We start from the raw sequence: 22,711 nt of genomic DNA, 5'->3' as shown, positions 1-22,711 counted from the left end.
CACACCTTACTCTATCACACCCGTACTCTTAAGAGATGCTTTAGCGTTTACTTCGAACGTTACCTTAGGATAAAGTTCTTGCCACTCTTCATTTCGTTTATTATTATGAAGTCTCGTTGCTTTGTATCTGACGCCAAAACCAAGCGGATCCACCCCTTCTTCCAGAAACTTCTTTAAGACTTCCAACACGTCTTCTTCGATAGTTTTACTAGTGGCTTTGCTGTAGGTTTGCAACTTACTAGAATCTGTATACACATCGGCTTCCTGAATAATACCCACCATTTCGATATCCATCTTTATGATGGGCTTTTGTTTGGTTTCGGTATTGATGTGAAAATGAACATTTGACGTATCGATTGCCACCGTAAAGTTCAAATCGTCATTTTTAACCCTAACGTCGAAACGTTTGGAATTATTGCTCAATAAGTTGTAAATCGTTGTTTGTTTTGGATTCAACTCGACGCGCTTTTTATTGCCGTTCACTACAATTGCACGATTAACGTCAATTCTCTTCTTGTCTTCATTTGCGAATAACACAGGTAAAATCGGATCAATTCCCCTCTCCAACACTCTCCTCCTAAAATCAAATAAATAAGTTGTCACGACAAGTGGGCTTTCGACCCCGTTCTGGTCAAAAAGGTTAAATAAAGCATGGGAACCAGCCATCTCTGATTCAGGCTCCGCTTTTAACACATTTTCGGCTGATGGTTGACCAATTGCCACCCAAGAAACCAATTGAATATCCCTTCTTCTTAGGAAAAAATCCATGATTTCCTCTAATTCATGGTGAAGAATATCTTCCCCAAAGACAATGACCTTTGCATGACCAAAATCAAGTTCCTTATCGGTTTGCGTTTTTAAGTTCCTGATGGCCGTACTGAATGATTCACTTTCCCCGACCAAATAGGTATATTCTGTACCCGATTGTTTGATTGACCCCGATGGGACCGCAAGTTTTAAAATAACTCGGTACGGTCTTTCTTCATTATCAGTGTGGTCAACTCCAATAGACAACACAAAAATCCGCTTATCGATATCCTTAAACCCACACCCTGATTGGAAAAGAAGGACGCTAACAGCAACGATGATAAAAAATGATTTTCCTAAACGCTGAATATTCTTTTTCATGACTTTGCCCTCCTTAAAATAAACCAAAAAAGGCCTATCATCACAATTAGGGAACAAAGTAAAAGATTGAAGAAATAACTTGTATATAAGGTTAGTTGGTATTCGGTCAGGTACTTTGTTACTCGGATGCTACTAAACCAAAAAAGACCGATAACAAGAAACGGCGTTACACTTTTCCCCTTCCATTTAAGACGTTTAAATTCAAGCACGCTTTTAAACAATTCTAAAGATACATGCCAGTGAATTAATAAACTTAAAAAGGAGATCGCCAAGTATAAAATCAAAAAGACAAATAGGATTCTCTCAATGACCCCAAGCTCTAATCGAAGCGTATCGCTTGTTGAAATCCATGGATATGCAATCATTTCCACACTTTCAAAACCGTTCATCCCGATTGGAATAAAATAGGTTGTAAACAAAGCTCCTGCCCCTACCATGCCAATGAATAGAATTTGTTTTAAGGTAATCTTATGGTTTTTGGTGAAAAAGCGATTGAAAACAATTAGGTTGAATCCCCCCAACAACAGATAAGTCGATGCGGACAGGGCCGAAAAGCTAGGTACATGGTAGATATGCATGACCGATTCCCTAATAAAGTCCCATTTTAGTTGAGGTGTTGTATAGGATTTTATCATGATGAGGACAATGATTGGCGTGGAGCATAGTAGGACAAATTCAATCGTATAAAGGACACTGCTTGTCTTCATCAGAATCCCATACGAGATAAAAAGCAGAAAAATACTAGTAATCCACACCAATGGCATGTCCGGTGTTAAGAACCGTTTTAGTAAAAATGAGTAAGTAACTAAAGTGATTAATCCTGCAATATACCAAGCGCTAGCCACGAAAAGAAGGAGCATGTTCGCGAACCAACGGGGCAAATATTTTTTCATCAATTCAGGTAGTCCCTGCCCAGGGAAAGAAGTGAAAAACTTTGCCACAATATAACATAAGACCATTCCTATAATAATGGCTAAAACCATGGAGACAATCGCTCCTTCTGATTTCTTTTCTAAAAGAATCTTCGGAACCGATGCCACAACATTTGCCACCATATTTACAAATACTAAATAGTAAAAATAACGGCTCATGACGTCTTCACCCTTGTTTCTTCCCTTTTCTTTTCAAAAAAGAGTTTAAAATAAGGTTCGCCAAAGCTTTCCATACTGGCCAAATACATCAAAATTCCAATGAGGCCCAGTGCTAACCCAGCCAAACCAGCTGCAGTTGCGGCAAATAGCAATAAATACCTTACAAATCGAATGGCAAAACCCATTTCATTGATTGGAATAACAAAGGTTGAAATCGCGACCAAGGCCACGATTATAATCATAATGTTCGATGCGAGAGCCGCTTCGGTTGCAGCTGTCCCTAAGATTAACCCGCCAACCGTTGTGGCTGTGCCCGTTACGGCTTTCGGAAGACGAATACTTGCTTCGGTTAGGAGCTCCATGACGATCAACATAAACAAAACTTCAACAAAAGAGGGATATGGGACCCCAATCCGGCTCCCAGCAATTGATAGTGCTAGCTCAACTCGGAATACCTCAGGATTAAACGATGTCGCTGCCACATAAAGCCCGGGTAGAATGAGACTGGTAAACAACCCAAGATAACGAAGGAATTTCGAAAACTTCGTTACCCAATACAGGCCATAATTGTCCTCCATGGACGTCATGAAATCCCAAAAAACGGCTGGGGCTATAATCGTCGTTGGAGCGCCATCCAATAATAAAACCACTTTTCCTCCTGCAAGGTTGTACACAACCCGATCCGTGCGCTCAGTCGTCATCATGGTTGGAATTAATGAGCGTTTCCGTACGTTGATTAACCGCTGTAACTGGGTTGTGGATTGAATAACTGGTTCATCTAATGATTCTATCTTGCTTTTAATCTGTTTAAGTACCCCTTCACGAACAAACTCTTCATCATAGACAATGGCTAACGACTGCTGGCTTTTCTGTCCTACTTCCACGGTTTCGACAGTAAGCGAAGGCTTATGATACCGTTGCCGAATTAAATTAAGATTCGTTATAATATCCTCACTTAGCGCATATTGAGGCCCTAGTATCGTGGGCTCAATACTCGTTTCCCTGACGGTGTCGGTATTGACTTTTTTAATATCTAATAACAAAAGCTCGTCTTTCAGCCTCACTACGACACTGCCCTTTGTGAGTTCTAAAAGGACTTGTTCTTTAGAAGTGACTTCTTGCTGATTGGGTAGTGACTTTAAATAGGCTTCTACATGTTGTTCACTCGCTAATTCAAAAAAGGGTTTAATCACAATCTGTTGAAGTTGCACAGCATCCACGACCGATCGAATATAAACCAATTCGGCGTGTTTATCTTCTAAGCGCAACGGTTTATGTAGGATATCGCTTGATGGCTTCAATTCGTTTATGAGCCACTCAAGCTCCTCTTCAACATTAGGCTTACGATTCTTAAACAGCATGTAAATTTCTCCTATTATCATGTTCAAAGTATACTAGTATCGTGTCCGAAAACGGAGTTGTCATTCATCTACTATTGGAATGCGGCCATGGACGCTCTCTTGCTTCCTTTTATATAAGACGTGGAGAAAGAGTCTAAAAAACACTGCAATAGTGCTTTTCACCCCCTAATTTGAGGGTTTTCTCGATTGATCCACTTTATGAAGCGGTGGTTTTTCTTGATTCCTTTCGAGATTTCGGGTTAATCGGCCTTATGAAGCGGGGTTCTTCTTGATTCCTTTCGAGATTTCGGGTTCATCGGCTTTATGAAGCGGGGTTCATCTTGATTCCTTTCGAGATTTCGGGTTCATCGGCCATATGAAGTGGGGTTCTTCTTGATTCCATTCGAGATTACGGGTTCATCGGCCTTATGAAGCGGGGGTTTTCTTGATTCCATTCGAGATTGCGGGTTCATCGGCTTTTAGCAGTTTTCGCTAATTTCTTAAGAAGTTCAACGTCCCCTTCCTTATGAAGCACCATTGTGTCTCTCTATATCCTCGCCAATAATCAAATAAAATCCCTGGCCAGTTAGGCGGCAGGGATTTTATAGTTTGTTTGAGTTTTTTTACGAAGGTCAGTCATACTTTTAATTGAAAAAACAGCTAACATTCTCGCCGCATGAAATCTTAAAAACTCCTCATAGAAATAAGTATACTTGAATAAATAGGCTTCTAACGGAAAAAGGCTGAGGAGCAAAAAACACCAGAATGCAAACTAGCACTCTGGTATTTCGCCCTAATTTTTACTTAAATTTCGCTCAAACGGTTCTATATAGGTTGGAAAGGCTTGTTCATAGGCGTGGCAAGCTTCTAGCACGAGTTTATCAGCAAATCGATTCCCTGCGACTTGTAGACCAACCGGTAGTCCTGCAGGCGTTAGTCCTACTGGTAAGGAAGCGGCCGGGTGACCCGTAAAGTTATAGATTTGCGTCAACATCCAATCGGTTGCAGGATTTACACTTTTCCCATTGATCAAGGATGGACCTGCTAAATGATGTTCAAAAGCTGTCGTTGCTAATACAGGCGAAAGGATAAGATCGTAGTTGTTCATGATGTTCTGGATTTCTTTCCAGACAAGGGTCCGTTTAATTTCGATTGCTTTATAATCCACCGCATTATATTTTCTTCCTATATGAATCATTTTCGCCATTCCCTCAGAAAAACTGTCTGGATCCTGGTCATAGAGTTTTCCATAGCTACCCGCAAATTTCACACACCACATCCCTGAAAACGCACGAGTCAACTCTTTTAGACTCATCTGTAAATCAACGTCCACCTCTTCGACCTGACAACCAAGGTCCACGTAATGCTGAACCGCTTGATCCACAACACCAGCAACGTCCTGAGAAATTTCATATAAGCCAAAATTACGAGTATAGGCGATTTTTACACCTTTCATATCGCGATTTAAATTCGTAAAATCCTCTCTCAGAGTCGGAACGGCATTCGGAATATTGGCATCATAGCCCTGCATAACAGAAAATAACAACGCTGCATCTTCAACCGTTCTCGCCATCGGCCCGTTATGTAAAAATGGATGCTCTGAGCCATATAAATTATCTTCCCCTTCATGTGGGATGACCCCAAAAGTTGGCTTAAACCCAAAGATTCCGGTAAGCGCGGCTGGAATTCGAATCGAACCTCCCCCGTCACTTCCTTCAGCAAAAGGTGCAAGCTTAGCGGCTACCGCTGCAGCCGAACCTCCACTTGAACCACCAGGGGTTAAGTTTTCATTCCACGGATTTTTCGTTACGCCAAACAAAGGATTATCGGTGACCCCTTTGTGTCCGAATTCCGGGGTATTAGTCTTTCCTATCACAATCCCGCCAGCAGCCTTAATTCTTTTCAAGAAAACTGGGTCCTCATCTGGAACATTGTCTTTAAAAGCGGGGGATCCATAAGTAGTGAGCAGCCCTTTTGTTGGGGTCAAATCCTTTATCGCTACCGGAATCCCCTGGAGTTTACCGACTTCTTCCCCCTTCATTATTTTATCTTCTATTAATCTTGCCTCTTCGATCGCTTGCTCATTTAAGGTCACAAAAGCATTCCATTTTGGGTTACCCTTCTCGATTCGTTCAAGGAAAGCGTTTGTGACTTCCACCGGTGAAAGTTCCTTTTGTTTCATTAAGTTTACTAGTTCGGTTGCAGTTAAATCGGTAATGGTCAATCTTTTCAACTCCTTTGTTATCATAAAAATTGAGAATACCTTTTATCTTAATAAACCGTTAGTTTTATTATAACGAAAACTAAGGCTTTTTTGGGACTGATATTATAATATTCTGAAATTATTGATGTTAAAAAAATACTAGGGGCTTGTTCAGATAAACGTTGGGCTCTTTTTAATATGGGAAATGGGACAGGGAACCTTGTCTTCTATATTTTTTGCATTGTACGTTCGATATCTGGATATTCTATTTTTGATAAAAGGAGTGTGCTTACTATGCTTGAACGATTTATTCTTAAATTTGGCATGATTTTTGGTATACTTTCTTTCCCAACATTATTTAAAAAACCGTCAGGAAAAATATGGTTCGCCTTATATTTAATAAACTGCTTAGTTAACTGGATCTTTGATAAAATTTTAGTAGAGACAAAACAAGTAACATACCCTGTACGTTTTCTACCAAAAGTCTTTAAAATTAATGTTATTTATGACTTTTTAGTGTGTCCTTACTTGTCTATTTGGTATTGTCAATCCACCTACAAATCGAATATTAAAGAAGCAATACGAAAGCTACTTCTTTTTGGATTACCACAGGCTGCCTATGAGATTATTCTTGAAAGAAAAACAAACGCTTTACTTTTTATTGGAAAATGGAGATGGTTTTATTCTTTATTTCTTGTGTTTGTCGTAAAAATCATTTCGAGAATCATGCTTATATTTATTAAAAGAAACTATGAGAAAACACCTTAAAAAATCTGTATATAAGGAAGGGCGATAAGTTCAGTTACCTATTTCCTTTGTTCTGTAAAGATACTACCTCGCTATCCTTTACCTCATCGTTTATTTAGATCGCGTAATTTTTTTGTTCATTCAGCACCGTAGCTTTACAAACATAAGCTTTGTTAACTACATTTTCTTTAATGCATACATTCTTTCCCTCTGTTTCCCAGAGGGACTATTTTATTTGCAGATTGATTTTTGGCATTTGTTTGAATCTGTATAAACTGAATAGATGGATTGCAAATCTAGTCCCCTCGTCTCTTAACAAAGCCCTACTTGCTTCGACTTAAATTTATAATATTCTGAAACCTGGTTATACTGATAAAATACTAAGAGCTTTTTCATAATAAACGTTAGTCTTCTAAATAAATTTTTGGGACAAGGTGCCTGTCCCCTTGTCCCACAGATGAGAATGGAACGGGGTTAATGCGAATAAATTGACCCTTTTTCATTGAAAGGACTATAATTATATACAGAAAGTGATTGCTTTCACTTGACCAATATAAATAACTCTAATATAATAATTTATATTGAATTAGAATTATTACAGAGTAGAACACTCTAGTAGTAATTCAAAACTACATATCTTTAGGAGGAAACAAACTATGTCATTAATTGGAAAAGAAATTCTACCATTCAAAGCACAAGCATTCAAAAACGGAGATTTTGTTGAAGTAACAGAAGAAAACTTAAAAGGTCAGTGGAGTGTAGTTTGCTTCTACCCTGCAGACTTTACATTCGTTTGCCCAACTGAGCTTGAAGATCTACAAAACCAATATGCAACTCTAAAAGACCTTGGCTGTGAAGTATACTCTGTTTCTACAGATACTCACTTTGTTCATAAAGCATGGCATGATTCTTCAGAAGCGATTGGCAAAATCACTTACACAATGATCGGAGATCCTTCTCACGTGATTTCTCGTAACTTCGACGTTCTAATCGAAGAAGAAGGGATTGCTGACCGCGGTACATTCATCATCGACCCAGACGGTGTTGTACAAGCTGTTGAAATCAACGCTGGCGGAATTGGCCGTGACGCAAGCACACTAGTAAACAAAATCAAAGCAGCACAATATGTTCGCAACAACCCAGGTGAAGTTTGCCCAGCTAAATGGGAAGAAGGTTCTGAAACACTTAAGCCAAGCCTTGATCTTGTAGGAAAGATTTAAGAGGAGCGATAAGAATGGCACTTGACGCAGAAATTAAATCCCAGTTAAACCAGTATCTACAACTACTAGAAAACGATATTCTGCTTAAAGTCAGTGCAGGTTCAGATGACGTATCAAAGGAGATGCTAGCTCTCGTAGAAGAGCTAGCATCTATGTCATCTAAAATCACTGTAGAAAAAGTAGAATTAAATCGTACCCCAAGCTTCAGTATCAACCGTGTCGGCGAAGAAACTGGCGTTACGTTCGCTGGTGTTCCGTTAGGACATGAATTTACTTCATTAGTTTTAGCCCTACTTCAAGTAAGTGGCCGTGCCCCAAAAGTTGATCAAAGTGTGATTGACCAGATTAAGAACATTAAAGGTGAATTCAACTTTGAAACGTATGTGAGTCTAACTTGCCACAACTGCCCTGACGTTGTCCAAGCATTAAACATCATGAGTGTGCTTAACCCTAATATTACGCATACGATGATTGATGGCGCAGCGTTTAAGGAAGAAGTTGAGCGCAAAGACGTATTAGCCGTTCCAGCTGTTTACTTAAACGGAGAATTCTTCAATGGTGGTCGTATCACTCTTCAAGAAATTCTTGCGAAACTTGGTGAAGGTCCAAGAGCAGAGGACTTTTCTGATAAAGGTCCATTCGACATTCTTGTTGTCGGCGGAGGTCCAGCTGGAGCAAGTGCAGCTATTTATGCAGCCCGTAAAGGAATTAAAACAGGTATTGTTGCCGAACGCTTTGGCGGTCAAATTCTTGATACCCTTAGCATCGAAAACTTTATCTCTGTAAAAGCAACGGAAGGTCCAAAACTCGCAATGGCTCTTGAAGAGCATGTTAAAGAGTATGACATTGATGTCATGGACTTGGTGCGTGCGAAAGGCTTAGAAAAGAAAGAACTCTTCGAGCTTGAACTTGAAAACGGTGCTGTTCTGAAAAGTAAATCCGTGATCATTTCAACTGGTGCTCGTTGGCGTAATGTGAACGTCCCTGGTGAACAAGAACTTAAAAACAAAGGGGTCGCGTATTGCCCACACTGTGATGGTCCATTGTTTGCAGGAAAAGACGTAGCCGTTATCGGTGGCGGAAACTCCGGAATCGAAGCAGCAATTGACTTGGCAGGCATTGTGAAACACGTAACAGTTCTTGAGTTTGCTCCTGAATTAAAAGCAGACCAAGTTCTTCAAGAACGTCTTCACAGCCTACCAAACGTAACAGTTGTCACGAACGCAGCCACTTCAGAAATCACTGGTACAGACAACGTAACGGGGATTACTTATAAAGATCGTGAAACAGGCGAAGACCATCATGTTGCATTACAAGGTGTATTTGTCCAAATCGGTCTTGTTCCGAACACAGAATGGTTAGAAGGAACACTAGAGCGCAATCGCATCGGTGAAATCATCGTCGAGAAAAACGGATCTACGACAATGCCTGGAGTTTTCGCTGCAGGAGATTGTACAGATAGCGCCTACAACCAAATCATTATTTCCATGGGATCAGGTGCAACCGCAGCACTAGGAGCATTTGACTACCTCATCCGAAATTAATGAGATATAGGTTCCAAGTGGGACATAGGGACAGGTTCATTGTCCCAGTAAGAAAGTCGCTAGATTATCTGATTGATAATTTAGTGACTTTTTTTTATGATTTTCAATACTACCTCCCTTCCCTCCCCAATTTTGGCTGATTACCGAGAATGACTAGGATTGTTCTAAATATTGACGGGTAAATTTAATGCACGGAATTATTTATAAACCTGACCTTGGTTTTTCCATAAGCTATCACTGTTAACTCTTAATGTGAATTTCATTACCACTTTGTCCACAACTCCTCCTTTATCCTATGCATACTCTACATTATCACTGTTATTTTATGGAAAGGAGATAAGTGAATTGGCAACCGTTATGCATTTGAATTTAAGGGTGGACCCCACCCAATATATTCCTCAGATACGTCAAGTCCCTGGTTATGACTATATTCATCTAGTTCGTCAACCCAAATATATGATTGACCTCTCGTTACTAAATGAGAAGGTTCATTATCTCAATGAGATTTTCTTGCCTGAAGAGTTTGTTGATAAAAACAAAGTTTCCCTTTTACATGCCCATCACGGGCAATTAGGTATCCTATTACTTCCTTTTAAGGAAAAGACCAACCTTCCGTTGGTGACCAGCATTCGCGGTAGAGATGCAACCCTAGCGAATCAACCTGTAGGTTATTTAGAAAATATGAAAATGCTTTTTGATATAGGAGAGGAGTTTTATCCTGTCTGTCAGTATTTAGCTAATAAAATTCTAGCTTGGGGCTGTCCTCCAGAGAAAATCAAAGTTCTCTACGGGGGCGTTGACCTAAGTCAGTACCAATACAGCACACCAATTTTGAAAGGTACCCAAAATATACTCTCAGTTGGCAGATTAGTAGAAAAAAAGGGCCACCATATTTTAATGAAGGCGTTTCAAAAACTAAAAATGAAATTCCCACAAGCCACTTTAACCATAATTGGCCGCGGAGAACTTCAAGAAGAGCTTACTTCATTGGCAACTCAACTAAATTTAGGAGAATCCTTCCGTCTATTGCAGCATCTTACTAAAGAACAGGTTCAAGAGTATATGAAAAAAGCTGATTTATTTTGTGCTGCTAGTTTAGAAGCGTCAAATGGAGATGTAGAAGGAATCCCCAATACCCTTAAGGAAGCAATGGCTTTAGGTGTACCCGTCCTCTCCACCAATCATGCCGGCATCCCTGAATTGATTACTCATAATCAGGAAGGTTTTTTAGTTCAAGAAAACAATGTGGACGAACTTGTAGAGGGCCTTGAATTTATGCTAACCCGACAGGAACTTTGGGAAGCGTTTACAATAGCTGCAAGAAAAAAAGTCGAACTTTCTTTTGATGCGAAAAAACAGCTGCTTTTACAAGCGAACTATTACGATGAACTGTTAGGAGGCAGAAATCATGGAAGATTTTAAAACCATTAAAGTCACAAAAGGCATAAAATCTTTAGCCATTGATAACCCTACTGCTTACCCTTTAATTGGGATGGGCTCACAAGGAGCGGTCTTTAAACTGTCAGACGAAAAATGCGTCAAAATTTACACCGACTCCATTCAAGCCAAAATGGAAGCAGAAGCCCTTAAAGCTGGACAACATTTCCCCTTCTTCCCAAAATTATTTGACACTGGTCCAAACTATATTGTGATGGAATATTTTAATGCTCCTACACTAAAAGAGTACCTTCGGAATTCCACCTATATCCCGGAATCTATTACTCGAAAACTCTTGACGATACTGAGAGAAATGAAAAAAGCAAAATTCACGATGCTTGATGCTCCTCTTAGACACATTTTTGTCCTTGAAAATGAAGTATTAAAAGTTGTTGACCACGTAAATGCGTTCAAAAGAATTCACCCTGTCCCGCTAAAGCTGTTAAGGGACTTAAACATTATTCTATTAAAAGACTCTTTTTTATCCAGAGTAAAGCAACTAGAGCCAGAAACGTATCAACTATGGGATAACTATTTCAAAGACAACCGTTTCGATTATAAAAACATTCCGGTTACCTCGGGCGGATCAGGCAAAGGTGTAAAGGTTGAAAGCTCTGTTACTCAACCTCTTATCGGCAAAGGGCATCAAGGAGCAGTCTATCGAATTGCTGAAGATCAATGTGTAAAAATCTATGGGAAACCAGAACATTGTAAACAAGAAAAAGACGTGCTTTTATCCAATCAGCATTTGTCTTTTATCCCAAAGGTTCATGAAACAGGCTCCAACTATGTACGAATGGAATATTTACTTGGACCCAACTTAAATCAGTATCTAAAAAAACAATCTCACCTATCAGAGGATATCACCCGGCGCCTATTAAACATCTTGTTAACGATGAAGGAGGCAGGCTTTAAACAAATTGATGCCCCCTTAAGACATATTTTTGTAACCAACCAAGGGTTTAAATTAGTCGACCACGTCTATTCGTTCTCTCGTGAACAAGATCGGCCAATCGAGTTATTTCAAAACCTCCACGAAAGAGGGTTCCTGGACACTTTCCTTGAGCACGTAAATAAAATAGACCCTTACACCCATGCCCAATGGACGAAAACACCAATTCCTTTAGTGAAAGAAGAAGACATGATCGGTATAGAGTTTAACCAGAATCAACCAAAATCAAAGCGACCAAAAAAAAGAAAAAAAATGAGAGATCAAAAAAAATGAGCATTTTAGTTACAGGAGCTGCTGGATTTATCGGGTTCCACCTTGCAAAAGAGCTACTAGCACGAGGGAGTCAAGTGATTGGTGTAGATAATCTTAATGACTATTATGATATCCATTTAAAGAAGGACAGATTAGAGATTTTAGAAAAGGAGTCCAATTTCCAATTTTTCAAAGTAGATTTGGCCAATCAAACTTCTTTAAATTCAATATTTGAAAATCACTCCATCCACATTGTTATCAACCTAGCCGCCCAAGCCGGAGTTCGTTATAGTATTAAGAATCCTCGTTCCTATGTTTATTCGAATCTCATGGGATTTACAAATATTTTAGAGGCTTGTAGAACTTTTCAAATCAAACACCTTATATATGCCTCATCGAGTTCAGTTTATGGAGCCAATTCAAAAATTCCGTTTTCAACAAAAGACTCAGTCGATCATCCAGTCAATCTGTATGCCGCCACTAAGAAAGCGAATGAATTAATGGCCCATGCGTATAGCCATTTATTTAACATTCCAACAACTGGTCTTCGTTTCTTTACCGTGTATGGACCTTGGGGAAGACCAGATATGGCTTATTACTCATTCACTAAAGATATTATCGAAGGGAATAAAGTGAAGGTATTTAATCATGGAGAAATGAGTAGAGACTTTACTTTTATTGATGATATTGTGGAAGGAATCATTCGATTGATTCATTGCCCACCGAAGCCGAACAATCGATGGGATCGAGAACATCCCGAACCCGGTTCAAGTTATGCCCCTTACAAGATTTATAATATCGGAAACCACCATCCAGTAAAGTTAGTTGATTTTATTAGGATTTTAGAAAAGACCATTGGAAAAAAAGCGCAATTGGAGTTGTTGCCCATGCAACCCGGCGACGTTAAGGAGACCTACGCGGATATTACTGATTTACAGAAGGATTTTGGATTCTCCCCCAAAACAACCTTAGAAGATGGTTTAAGTCATTTTGTAAACTGGTACACACAGTACCATCAAAATAAATAATAAAGTCAATAGGAGGGCAGGACATTTCATCGTCATGTAAGCTTCTTGTTTCATTTTATAATTGGCATGGAACAAGTACCTGCCCCCCTAGGTCTTTTAATAGGAATGAACAAAAGCGGATTGACCACTTAACGTCCCCACTGCCTCCTATAGGATTATTTTCTCCTTAAGATAATGATAGACCCCCTCTTCATCGCAAGTAAACTCTGTAATGTCATCGACCACTTCTTTAATTCGCTCGTTTGCATTTTTCATCGCGACGGAATAGCCAACGAACTGCAACATTGGTAAGTCATTGTCACTATCCCCAATTGCAAGCGTTTCTTTTTTCGATAAATCAAAGCGATTTAACATCTGTTGAATTCCTGTTGCTTTATTCACGTTTGCGACCATCACTTCGACATTGTGGTCAGAAGAGATTGAAGTCGTAAAATTGATTTCTTGTTTTAATTGTTCTAATTCATGCTTCCAACAATTTATATGCTCTTTTGTCCTTGCAAAAAAATAAAACTTTGAAAACTCAGTTCCTTCAATCTGATTCTTCCAATCAATTTCTTCTTTTATGGCTTGTTTACGTGAAAGCCACTCATTGATTCCAACGGATTCTGGTTTCGGATCTCTAATTTCATTTAGAACATATTGTTGATCCTGTTTTAAGGTAATTCTAGGTGTGCCGTATGGGAAAAGCTCGTAATAGACCTTATTTTCTCGCGCCTTTTCAATAATAGTCTCCACCAATTCATGACTAATGGAATGTTGAAAGACGGCTTCACTCCCGACATACCCCGCCATTCCATTTGATGTAAAGTACCCATCCACTTGAAACCCTTCTGGCACCACTCCCTCTATTTCATCAAACGCACGACCTGTTGCAATAAAGACGAAAATTCCCTGGTTTCTTAGTTCATCAATCACTTCTTTTGTATGTATACTGACCTTATTTTGATGATTTAAAATCGTTCCATCCATATCTAAAAAAATGGCCTTAGGTTTGATTTTCACTTCTAATCCCCCTATTTTCGATAATTGAGTTATTTGGCTAGTATACACAATACTATATCCAGCCTCAATTATTTCAGTTTTAGCTGCTCTTAGGGGATAAATTTTGTATGTCAATTAAACCTCACAGAAGAAAAATTTGAAAATATTCACAGTTTTTCCAGTCGCGAAAGGATGCGTTTCTGGAGAAGTATTTTAGCAACATAGCCTCCTCACATGAAGTCCTCTTCGTTTAAACGGAGAATCACCTATCCTGATTTGATGTTCTCCTTTCTATTAGCGATACAGAAAAGAAATACCGATGTATTGGCTGCTGGTGCTTATCATCCACTTTTCTCATAATAGTCACCTCGGATTGACTCTCTTTTCCCTCTTCATTGTTTCCGGTTGTCCTTTAATTTACTGGAACATTTTTCCAATCTAAAAGTTAGGCCATTTAAAGTGGGTATCTAAAACAAAAAGCCGCGTGGATTTCCTTAGCCACGGAGCTGTCTGTTTTAAAGGAATTTTCTTCTCGTCATAGGCTGAGTTACCAGCCCCTTGGAAAACCCGTCAACGTTTTTCCGCCTATTTTTCATGGATTTCTGTACCTAAATGGGGGTTCTTCCATATGATGCTATTGTAATAACTAATAGTACCATTTTAAGAAAGGAAAGGTGTTATATGAGAAAAAACAACAGACCCATCCAGGGCCGACAAGTGACTCCAAATCCAATCGGACCTGAATGTATCCGTGTTACAAAAGTATATGACTGGGTTGTACTGACAAATCGTGATCGGAATAAAGTACCTATTCCTGAGGAATGCTTCGCACAAATCGAAAATTGCCGTCATCAAGGAAGCACAATCACAGCGACATGTTCAGAAGTAGAGGGCACTCGTGACTGCGATTTCGTTGGTTCCCGTCCAGCACCAGAAGATTTTGGACCAGGGGCTCAAATTGTTACTCTTGCTTTCCATGTTCATATGCAAGTTCAATTCTTATGCGATGGGGCGCTTCTTCCAGGATGTACTTTTGTTGTACCAGTTAGTTTCGTAGACGATGTCATCTTGTGCTTCCCAGAAGGAACAGAAATCAACTGTAATATCTTTGACGTTCAATGCTCTGTTGTCTTGAATCAAATGCTTGGCAACATGGTTATGCTCGATGTTGTTATGTGTAAAGACGTACAGGTAGAAGCAGAGGTAAAGCTTGAAGTAGAAGCGAAATTCTGTGGACCACGTGCAATTGTACCAATTCCAGAAGAAGAAGTTACTTGCCCAATTCCAACCTTCCCGCCGCAATGTCCGACATTCTTCCCACCATTGAACTGTGAATGTCAAGGTGCTGCTGAATTTAGCGGAACAGCAACAATTGGTTATGCTGAAATTGGGTTGGCTCCATCTACACCAACTGGACAATTGGATCTAACAGCTATTGTTTGTGACCAATGTACACTTGCTGGCAGCAGTTTAACTGCTACATTCGTAGATACACCAGCTCCAACCCCAATCGGCACTCCTGACGATGACTTAGACCAAAGCTTCACGTTTACTGCGACTGAATTTGAACAGCCAGAATGTATTGGTGATACAACGTTAACTGTGGAAGGAACAGGTACGTTTACACCAGCTGGCGGGGTACCGGAAAATGCAACCTTTGCTCTTACACTAGTGGACGTTAGTGGTGCAGACGCATTGACACTCGTTATTACTGCTCCATCTGCAATCGTAACTATCCCACTAACAGTGGCAGCAAACGCGGGTCTAGAAGTAGAAGTAGACGATTGCGACCGCTTTTAGAGATTGAATGAATGATAAACTAAAAATGATAGGATGTTAATACCGGGGTAAGACACGAACCCCCGGTTTTATTTTTATCAGTTTCGTTATTGAGGTATATAGAATCAAACTAACTAAGACTGAAAACCTATGGTGGAGGCAAATCATATTATTCCCCTAACCAATTAGTATGGTTTTACTTCTATACAGAAAGCTTTTAAAAAAAGGGAGTGTTTAAATATGGCTTCAGGCAAACTACGTCGTAAAATTAGAAAAAAATTAGGGATGGCTAATCCCCAAACACAGTACCAAAAAAAAGCAACACCTAAGTTACAGCCCGTACAGACCGTACCAACGAAAAGTTGTTGCGGACGAGGCAGATAGTCGGCCACTTGTTGTTCATTTAACAAAAACGGTTTATCAAGAAATAATTTCACACTGCCAAAAAGAACTACCGTTTGAAGCGTGTGGTTTATTGTCAGGAAGCAAAGGGCTTGTTAAAGGCGTTTGGAAAATGAGAAATCTCCATCGCAGCCCTTATTCCTTTTCAATGGACCTAGATGAAACGGAAAAGGTTTTTACGAAAATGGAGAGACAACAACAACAGTTTATGGGAATTTATCATTCTCACCCTACGGGTATTGCTTATCCTTCCCGTGAAGATATTTTATACAATAATTGTCATGATGTGGTTCACTTTATTGTGTCACTTGCCTCCAAAAAAGCGGTTGTAAAAGCATTCAAATTTGAAGGATTCAAAGTTATCCCTTACCAAATACGTGTTACAGGTGATTAATGACCAGTCACCTGTAACACATTTTTTACTATAATAGAATGTATCTCAGAGTGGGGTTCATTTCCGGATATTATTTTTCTTCCACTCCAATACGGTCTTTGCATGATCAAAATGCTCCCCATCAATTAACATATCAAGCGAATGTCCAAAATCAATGGCAACCTTCTGGGTGGCATTCGCAATTTTCGGTGCTAAAATGGTTGCTGGTATGCCAGCAGAAATAAGCGCAACCTCCCAATCATCAATGGCAGAAACAATATTAACAACATTTTCGATTTCGATATCACTATTGATTGCTACAGTGTCGACCACTTGCACTCCTTCCCTATGAAAAATAGTGGATGCTTCTTTTACACGGCGACCGATGAGGATAACTTTCTTTTTCCTGAGCCATGGCCAGATATCTGTTTGTTTAAGGTAATCTTGAAAAATCCACGCACAGCAACATGTACTCGGGGTAAAGTTTAGTTGTTGAAAGACTGTCTTTGTTTGTTTTGCCCAAAATTCCAACCTCGATGGTATAATGACCCCAACCACATCAGCCTTATCTAATGCGGTAGCAAGCTCTGCTTTTATTTTTTGATAAGAGGAGAAGACCCCTGCGTACTTTTCATATCTTTTAAAATCCTGAACCAACCAAGTATTCTCCGGCCAGCTTAAATAACTGATTTCTCCTATTCCAAAGCGAGCAAGTGAAAATCCTTTTTTGTCTGCCACGGCCCTGTCAATTATATTCAATACGGTTATAGGTTTTAACAGATTTTTTTCGTATAGGTATTCAGGCTTTTTCAATTTTCCTTCTCCCCATTGGAACTAACTTTTTTTAATGAGGACACTGAGATTTTATTATTCGATCTAAACTCAAGTTCATCATTGATAAAAAAGACAAATGCTTCCACACGAATCGTTTTGTGATCGTAATCTAAGAGACTAATTTGTAGGTTGGACAACGATTCTGTTTGTCGAGGAGGAATGTCGATAGATTGAATGGGACAAATCCAGATCTCTCCTTTTTCCTCGAACTCATCTATCCATTTTTCGTTCATGTAAAGCCAACCTTTTGCTCCGTCCTGATTTGATACTCCTTTTGTCTGTGCAAAATTATGCGGTAAAATCTGCCCAGTTACTTTTACATTTTTAGAAGGCGTGGCTCTGATACAAATGACAGGATTCTGAAGAATTTCAGTCCCAATATTTTTTATATGGAGATGACTAAGAACCTGAATTTTTTGATTTTCTGCTTCATCAATTATAAGGTTATAGTCAAAAAACACCTCTGCTTCCTTAGTTTTCGTTACATTTGTTTTATTCAAATTTGAATTTTCCTTTATAGCTTTTCGTTCCATCTCCTGAACGGATTTTCCGGAAACTTCGGTATCGGCTGCTGATGAAAATATATAAAGTAGATTTTCAACTGGGACAAATGAAAAGAATGATAAGGGCGATTTCCCAAGAAACTTTGCAAATATTCCGGAGGTTATGGAAAGTGCGTACTTTTCCCCATAACTATTCCAAAACTCATCGTTCGAAATAACAGGGGACAAGATTTGGAGTTTTAAAGTGGATGAATCATAGCTTCTGATTGGATCATTCAATTTAAATTTCATATTCATTTTTTTGCATTCAGACTGAATCGCTTCTACTAGTTTTTGGTCTTGGTATTTTGAATAACTCGTTAACTCTAGGAGTGGTTCTCTTATATTTGGTACTTCCAGCAAGGTAAATTTCAGGTGAAAATCTGCAGCTTCCACACCTCCCTTTTGCCTTGTTAAAAAAACTTCTGCACCACTTTCTTCCAAAAATCTTTGAATTTGCTTAAGCACATTTCTTTCCAAATGAGGTTTTCTGAATGGATGTGGCAATCCATTTTCTTCTGAAGAGATGACAATTTTTTTCTTTGGTAATGGAGACGTCAATTGAACACTTTGATTTAAAGTATCTAAGGTGACATCAAAACCCATTTCACGGAAAAAATATTGAAAAGCAGGCAAAGCTTCATATTTAACCTTGCCTTTCTCCTTCTCTCCTACTTCAATTCTTAAGTCCATTCCGAGTCCCCCTCTTCTCAATACAGGTTTTAAATCCTCCCCAAAGGATTACACAGACATTCCCATTGATACTATATGCATGAAACAAAAAGAGATGCTTCAAATCGGTCTAAGGCCTTAAAGGAAATAAATGACGGAAGTTTCTTTGAAAGGGATAAATGAACCAAGTAAAAATGAACAAATACCCATTCTCTACATATAAATATATATAAGAATCCATTTGAATTTTGAGCATGTTAGTTCATTTATAATAGTAAATGTAACCTCGTTTAATTATTTAAATGTTAACAAAAGGAAGTGTTATTAGATGCTGTCAAAATTTACTTCTGATAAAGTTGTACAGCTAGAACAGATGATTATTCATCTAAAGTCTGAGCTTTCACACTATAAGTTGAAAGTAAAGGAACTTGAAGAGATTGGGGGGAATAATCAAAGGAAAAAGTTAAAGGAGGAGAATCGTACATTACTAAAGGAACTTGAAAAGGCCAAGGATTTAGCTCAACTAACAGATCAAGAGAAGCGACTTCTTGAAGATAAATTTTCTAAGCTTGAAGGTCAGAATAACCATTTACAAGCTAAACTAGATTCACTTCATAGTAAGCTATCAGGTTTTGAATCTAAAAATAGGGATTATGATTTTCTCGAAAATGAATTGAGCTATTTCAAAAATTTGTTTAACGAAGATTTCGGTGAAAGAATAGATGGGTACTTTAAAGAACTCGACAGCAAGTTTTCAACCATGATTTCACAGTTAACTCCCAAAAATGAAGATGATTATTTAGAAACGATAGAGAGTGTTCATTCTGATATTCAAAATTTATTAAATACCTTTAATCAATATAATAGTCATGAAAACCTTGTAGAAACCATTGGTGAAGTTAACGAAACTCTTCCAATTTTACAAGAAATGATTGATAGGGTTACGAATAAAATAGAGTCCTTTTCAGAACAATCAAATCATCAAAAAGAAGAAACAAATCTTATGGAAACTATATCACACCTGTCAGAAAAGGTAGATTCATACAATCAAGAAATTAACAAATTAACTACTACTATAAATGATCTGACATCTAGAGAATCAGATTTGAGGAAAGAACTCTATCAGTTAGATAAGGCGAACACATTACATGAAGAAAGGGAAAAACAATTAAAAGCCGAAATTCAAGACTTGAAACATACCATCTCCCTTTACACTAAAAAAGAAGATCAATACGCTCAAGAAGTTGATACTTTAAAAAACAAAGTGTTTACACTTGAATCTAAAGAAAGCTCGCTTTTACAGGACATCACTCAGCTCAATGAAACCATTGCTAATTATTCGGTGCAAGAAACAAGTTATACACAAAAAATCGAAGAATTGAGTCTTACAATTTCTGAGATTTCATTAAGGGAAAAGAACTTAAAAGATCAGCTTAGTCAAATACAGCAGTCCCTTTCTGAAGAAATAGACAATCAGAATAACTATGTTCAAGAAATTCAAGCTCTGAATGATACAATCTCCACGCTTTCTTCAAAAGAAAAAGAGCTTAATGAGCAGTTGGGTCAAATGCGACAGTCCCTTTCTGAAGAAAAAGGCAACCAGAACAACTATGTTCAAGAAATTCAAGCTTTGAATGATACAATCTCCACGCTTTCTTCAAAAGAAAAAGAGCTTAATGAGAAGCTGGATCAAATGCAACAGTCCCTTTCTGAAGAAAAAGGCAACCAGAACAACTATGTTCAAGAAATTCAAGCTCTGAATGATACAATCTCTAGGCTTTCTTCAAAAGAAAAAGAGCTTAATGAGAAGCTGGATCAAGTGCAACAGTCTCTTTCAGAGGAAAAAGACAATCAGAATAACTATGTTCAAGAAATTCAAGCTCTTAATGATACAATCTCCACGCTTTCCTTAAAGGAAAAAGAGCTTAATGAGAAGCTGGATCAAATGCAGCAGTCCCTTTCTGAAGAACAAGGAAACCAGAACAACTATGTTCAAGAAATTCAAGCTCTGAATGATACAATCTCTAGGCTTTCTTCAAAAGAAAAAGAGCTTAATGAGAAGCTGGATCAAATGCAGCAGTCCCTTTCAGAGGAAAAAGGCAATCAGAATAACTATGTTCAAGAAATTCAAGCTCTGAATGATACAATCTCGAAGCTTTCTTTAAAAGAAAAAGAGCTTAATGAGAAGCTGGATCAAATGCAGCAGTCCCTTTCTGAAGAAAAAGGCAATCAGAATAACTATGTTCAAGAAATTCAAGCTTTGAATGATACAATCTCGAAGCTTTCTTTAAAAGAAAAAGAGCTTAATGAGAAGCTGGATCAAATGCAGCAGTCCCTTTCAGAGGAAAAAGGCAATCAGAATAACTATGTTCAAGAAATTCAAGCATTGAATGATACAATCTCGAAGCTTTCCTCAAAGGAAAAAGAGCTTAACACACAATTAGATCAGGTTAATAAGGAACTTCTTGATGAAAAAGAGAAAGAAAAAAGCTACATTCAAGAAGTCGAGCAATTGAACCAATTTATTGTGCATCATTCTAAAAAGGAAACCAACTATCATCAAGAAATAGATGCCCTGAAACAGACAATTGAAGAAATGAAATCACCTAAAGAAACTCCTAAAGAACAAAAGAAAAAAAGCCTATTAGAAAAGAGACAGAAAAACAATACAGCAAGCATGCAAAAAAACTCTAGGGATATCTCATCAAAAGGATTCGACTCCATCCCAAAAAAGAAGCATAAAGATGATCAACAAAAAAACCAATCAAAATTTAAGTTTCCGTATAAAAAATCAGAGACTGTTTTAACGAATAATACCCTCCTCGATCACCATTTTACATCCAATAAAAAGAAATATATGGAAACTGGTTACACATCTCAAAATAGTAAAACTCAGGGGATAATCTCACTTGGAAAAGACTTCTCAGACCAAAACAAACCGAATCAATCGCTTAATTCCTTAAATTTGTTTTATCAGAAAAATCCTATTTATAAAAAGCCAGGAACTCAACCAAATACCATTAACCCGTTCAAATTTAAAAAATAAAATGAATATGCCCCAAAAAGATTTGCAAAACTTTCAGTTTCCACTTCCAGGGAGCTCCACAGCTATTCAAAATACGGAATGGAAACATAAGGAGGTACTATGATGAATAATCGTCCTTACATTTCAATTATTTTCCCGGCTAAAAATGAAGGAGATAACGTAAAAACTACTCTTGATTCGTTGTTTTCCGTACAAACCAGCTTTCCTTTTGAGGTTATTGTTATTAACGATGGTTCTACAGATCAGTGTTGTGACTTCCTGAAAATACAAAAAAACAACAATATCTCACTAATTGAAGCAGATGGTGTTGGTGTAGCGAATGCACGAAATCTTGGTGCTCAAAATGCAGTTGGAGAGTATTTATTTTTTTGCGATGCCCATCTTGAATTCGAGGATTGGTGGATTGACAGACTGCTAGAACCTTTGTTGGCAAACAAAACAGACGCAGTAGCACCCGCTATTGCATCTTTCGAAAAACCTAATTTTATTGGTTACGGGCAAACGCTGAAATTTAATCTTAGAATAAAATGGAATGAACAACAAAGCGACCTCTTTGAAACAGCCATTTTGCCAGGTGGTTGTTTCGCCATTTCAAAAGAGGTCTTTGATAATGTTGGAGGATTTGAAACTGGATTTAGAACCTGGGGCCATGATGATATAGAATTATCCATTAAGCTATGGCTATTCGGTTATCGTTGCCATTGCCAGCCACAAGTGAAGATTCTCCATCTCTTCAGAAAGGCCCATCCGTATAAAGTAAGCTATAATGATGTCTATTATAATTTATTACGGATGGCCTATTCCCATTTCACCCAAGAGCGCATTCAAAAATGCAAAAAATTGATCCTCCACGGGAAGGCAGAGCAAATTGAATCTGAAGTCATTCGAGATGGGGTCACAAAGCAAAGGAGAAAATACTTTAAAGAACGTAAGCGAAATGATGATTGGTATTTTCATAAATTTGGGATAAACTTTTAACCTATATCTATATCGGAAAGCTTTTCCAAAATACATCTTTTTTCCGTCATCTATCACTCTGATCCTGTATGTTCAAAGCACTGTAATATAATCCCTTTTTCATCTAGAAATACTCGGCATTAAAATTGACCAGTCCATTCTCTGGGTGAACATTGAGAGCTA

General features: G+C 38.3%; 17 protein-coding genes. 10 read left to right on the top strand and 7 right to left on the bottom strand.

Annotation, left to right across the window (positions count from 1 at the left end; translation table 11 throughout):
* Positions 1 to 6: 6 nt before the first annotated feature.
* The 4 genes from LG336_RS09830 to LG336_RS09815 all read right to left on the bottom strand — a co-directional run bounded on the left by LG336_RS09830 (position 7) and on the right by LG336_RS09815 (position 5,783).
* On the bottom strand, positions 7 to 1,128 hold the full coding sequence (locus LG336_RS09830; RefSeq protein ID WP_404332396.1) for a Ger(x)C family spore germination protein: 1,122 nt from the start codon (positions 1,126 to 1,128) through the stop codon (positions 7 to 9).
* The gene (locus LG336_RS09825; protein ID WP_404332395.1) at positions 1,125 to 2,219 is read right to left on the bottom strand and encodes a GerAB/ArcD/ProY family transporter; all 1,095 of its coding nucleotides are present in this window, start codon (positions 2,217 to 2,219) and stop codon (positions 1,125 to 1,127) included. The genes LG336_RS09830 and LG336_RS09825 overlap by 4 nt, the downstream gene beginning before the upstream one ends.
* Positions 2,216 to 3,580 carry a spore germination protein gene (locus LG336_RS09820; protein ID WP_404332394.1) on the bottom strand — a complete coding sequence of 455 codons (1,365 nt, stop codon included), beginning with the start codon at positions 3,578 to 3,580 and terminating at the stop codon, positions 2,216 to 2,218. The genes LG336_RS09825 and LG336_RS09820 overlap by 4 nt, the downstream gene beginning before the upstream one ends.
* A 772-nt stretch (positions 3,581 to 4,352) precedes the next feature.
* Complete coding sequence (locus LG336_RS09815; RefSeq protein WP_404332393.1) at positions 4,353 to 5,783, bottom strand: amidase; 1,431 nt, start codon at positions 5,781 to 5,783, stop codon at positions 4,353 to 4,355.
* A 273-nt stretch (positions 5,784 to 6,056) separates the two neighbouring features.
* Between LG336_RS09815 and LG336_RS09810 the strand changes: the two genes are divergently transcribed.
* The 6 genes from LG336_RS09810 to LG336_RS09785 all read left to right on the top strand — a co-directional run bounded on the left by LG336_RS09810 (position 6,057) and on the right by LG336_RS09785 (position 12,942).
* A complete protein-coding gene (locus LG336_RS09810) occupies positions 6,057 to 6,530 on the top strand; it encodes a CBO0543 family protein (RefSeq protein WP_404332392.1) in 474 nt (157 codons plus the stop codon).
* Positions 6,531 to 7,165: 635 nt separating this feature from the next.
* A complete protein-coding gene (ahpC, locus tag LG336_RS09805) occupies positions 7,166 to 7,729 on the top strand; it encodes an alkyl hydroperoxide reductase subunit C (RefSeq protein ID WP_404332391.1) in 564 nt (187 codons plus the stop codon).
* 14 nt (positions 7,730 to 7,743) lie between these two features.
* Positions 7,744 to 9,273 carry an alkyl hydroperoxide reductase subunit F gene (gene ahpF / locus LG336_RS09800; protein ID WP_404332390.1) on the top strand — a complete coding sequence of 510 codons (1,530 nt, stop codon included), beginning with the start codon at positions 7,744 to 7,746 and terminating at the stop codon, positions 9,271 to 9,273.
* A gap of 345 nt (positions 9,274 to 9,618) precedes the next feature.
* Entirely contained in the window at positions 9,619 to 10,695 is a 1,077-nt protein-coding gene (locus LG336_RS09795) for a glycosyltransferase (protein WP_404332389.1), read from the top strand.
* A complete protein-coding gene (locus LG336_RS09790; protein WP_404332388.1) occupies positions 10,682 to 11,935 on the top strand; it encodes a hypothetical protein in 1,254 nt (417 codons plus the stop codon). Before LG336_RS09795 ends, LG336_RS09790 begins: the two co-directional genes overlap by 14 nt.
* Entirely contained in the window at positions 11,932 to 12,942 is a 1,011-nt protein-coding gene (locus LG336_RS09785; RefSeq protein WP_404332387.1) for an NAD-dependent epimerase, read from the top strand. Before LG336_RS09790 ends, LG336_RS09785 begins: the two co-directional genes overlap by 4 nt.
* Positions 12,943 to 13,089: 147 nt before the next feature.
* Here LG336_RS09785 and LG336_RS09780 read toward each other — a convergent pair whose 3' ends face one another.
* A complete protein-coding gene (locus LG336_RS09780) occupies positions 13,090 to 13,944 on the bottom strand; it encodes an HAD family hydrolase (protein ID WP_404332386.1) in 855 nt (284 codons plus the stop codon).
* 660 nt (positions 13,945 to 14,604) lie between these two features.
* Between LG336_RS09780 and LG336_RS09775 the strand changes: the two genes are divergently transcribed.
* Both LG336_RS09775 and LG336_RS09770 read left to right on the top strand, forming a co-directional pair.
* Entirely contained in the window at positions 14,605 to 15,723 is a 1,119-nt protein-coding gene (locus tag LG336_RS09775) for a hypothetical protein (protein ID WP_404332385.1), read from the top strand.
* A 271-nt stretch (positions 15,724 to 15,994) separates the two neighbouring features.
* Positions 15,995 to 16,498, top strand: a complete 504-nt coding sequence (locus LG336_RS09770) for a Mov34/MPN/PAD-1 family protein (RefSeq protein WP_404333127.1) — start codon at positions 15,995 to 15,997, stop codon at positions 16,496 to 16,498.
* Positions 16,499 to 16,555: 57 nt separating this feature from the next.
* Here the strand turns inward: LG336_RS09770 and LG336_RS09765 are convergent, their stop codons facing one another.
* Positions 16,556 to 17,290, bottom strand: a complete 735-nt coding sequence (locus LG336_RS09765) for a GT-D fold domain-containing glycosyltransferase (protein ID WP_404332384.1) — start codon at positions 17,288 to 17,290, stop codon at positions 16,556 to 16,558.
* Positions 17,287 to 18,546, bottom strand: a complete 1,260-nt coding sequence (locus LG336_RS09760) for a hypothetical protein (protein ID WP_404332383.1) — start codon at positions 18,544 to 18,546, stop codon at positions 17,287 to 17,289. The genes LG336_RS09765 and LG336_RS09760 overlap by 4 nt, the downstream gene beginning before the upstream one ends.
* Before the next feature lie 307 nt (positions 18,547 to 18,853).
* Between LG336_RS09760 and LG336_RS09755 the strand changes: the two genes are divergently transcribed.
* Both LG336_RS09755 and LG336_RS09750 read left to right on the top strand, forming a co-directional pair.
* The gene (locus tag LG336_RS09755) at positions 18,854 to 21,571 is read left to right on the top strand and encodes a hypothetical protein (RefSeq protein WP_404332382.1); all 2,718 of its coding nucleotides are present in this window, start codon (positions 18,854 to 18,856) and stop codon (positions 21,569 to 21,571) included.
* Positions 21,572 to 21,670: 99 nt separating this feature from the next.
* Positions 21,671 to 22,549 (top strand): glycosyltransferase family 2 protein, encoded by an 879-nt coding sequence (locus LG336_RS09750; RefSeq protein WP_404332381.1) that lies wholly within the window; start codon positions 21,671 to 21,673, stop codon positions 22,547 to 22,549.
* The last annotated feature ends 162 nt before the right edge of the window (positions 22,550 to 22,711 follow it).

Source organism: Mesobacillus maritimus, from assembly GCF_044803185.1.
Classification (GTDB): domain Bacteria; phylum Bacillota; class Bacilli; order Bacillales; family Cytobacillaceae; genus Mesobacillus_B; species Mesobacillus_B maritimus_B.
The sequence above is the reverse complement of the archived record's forward strand: the minus strand, read 5'-3'. Positions and strand labels throughout refer to the sequence as shown.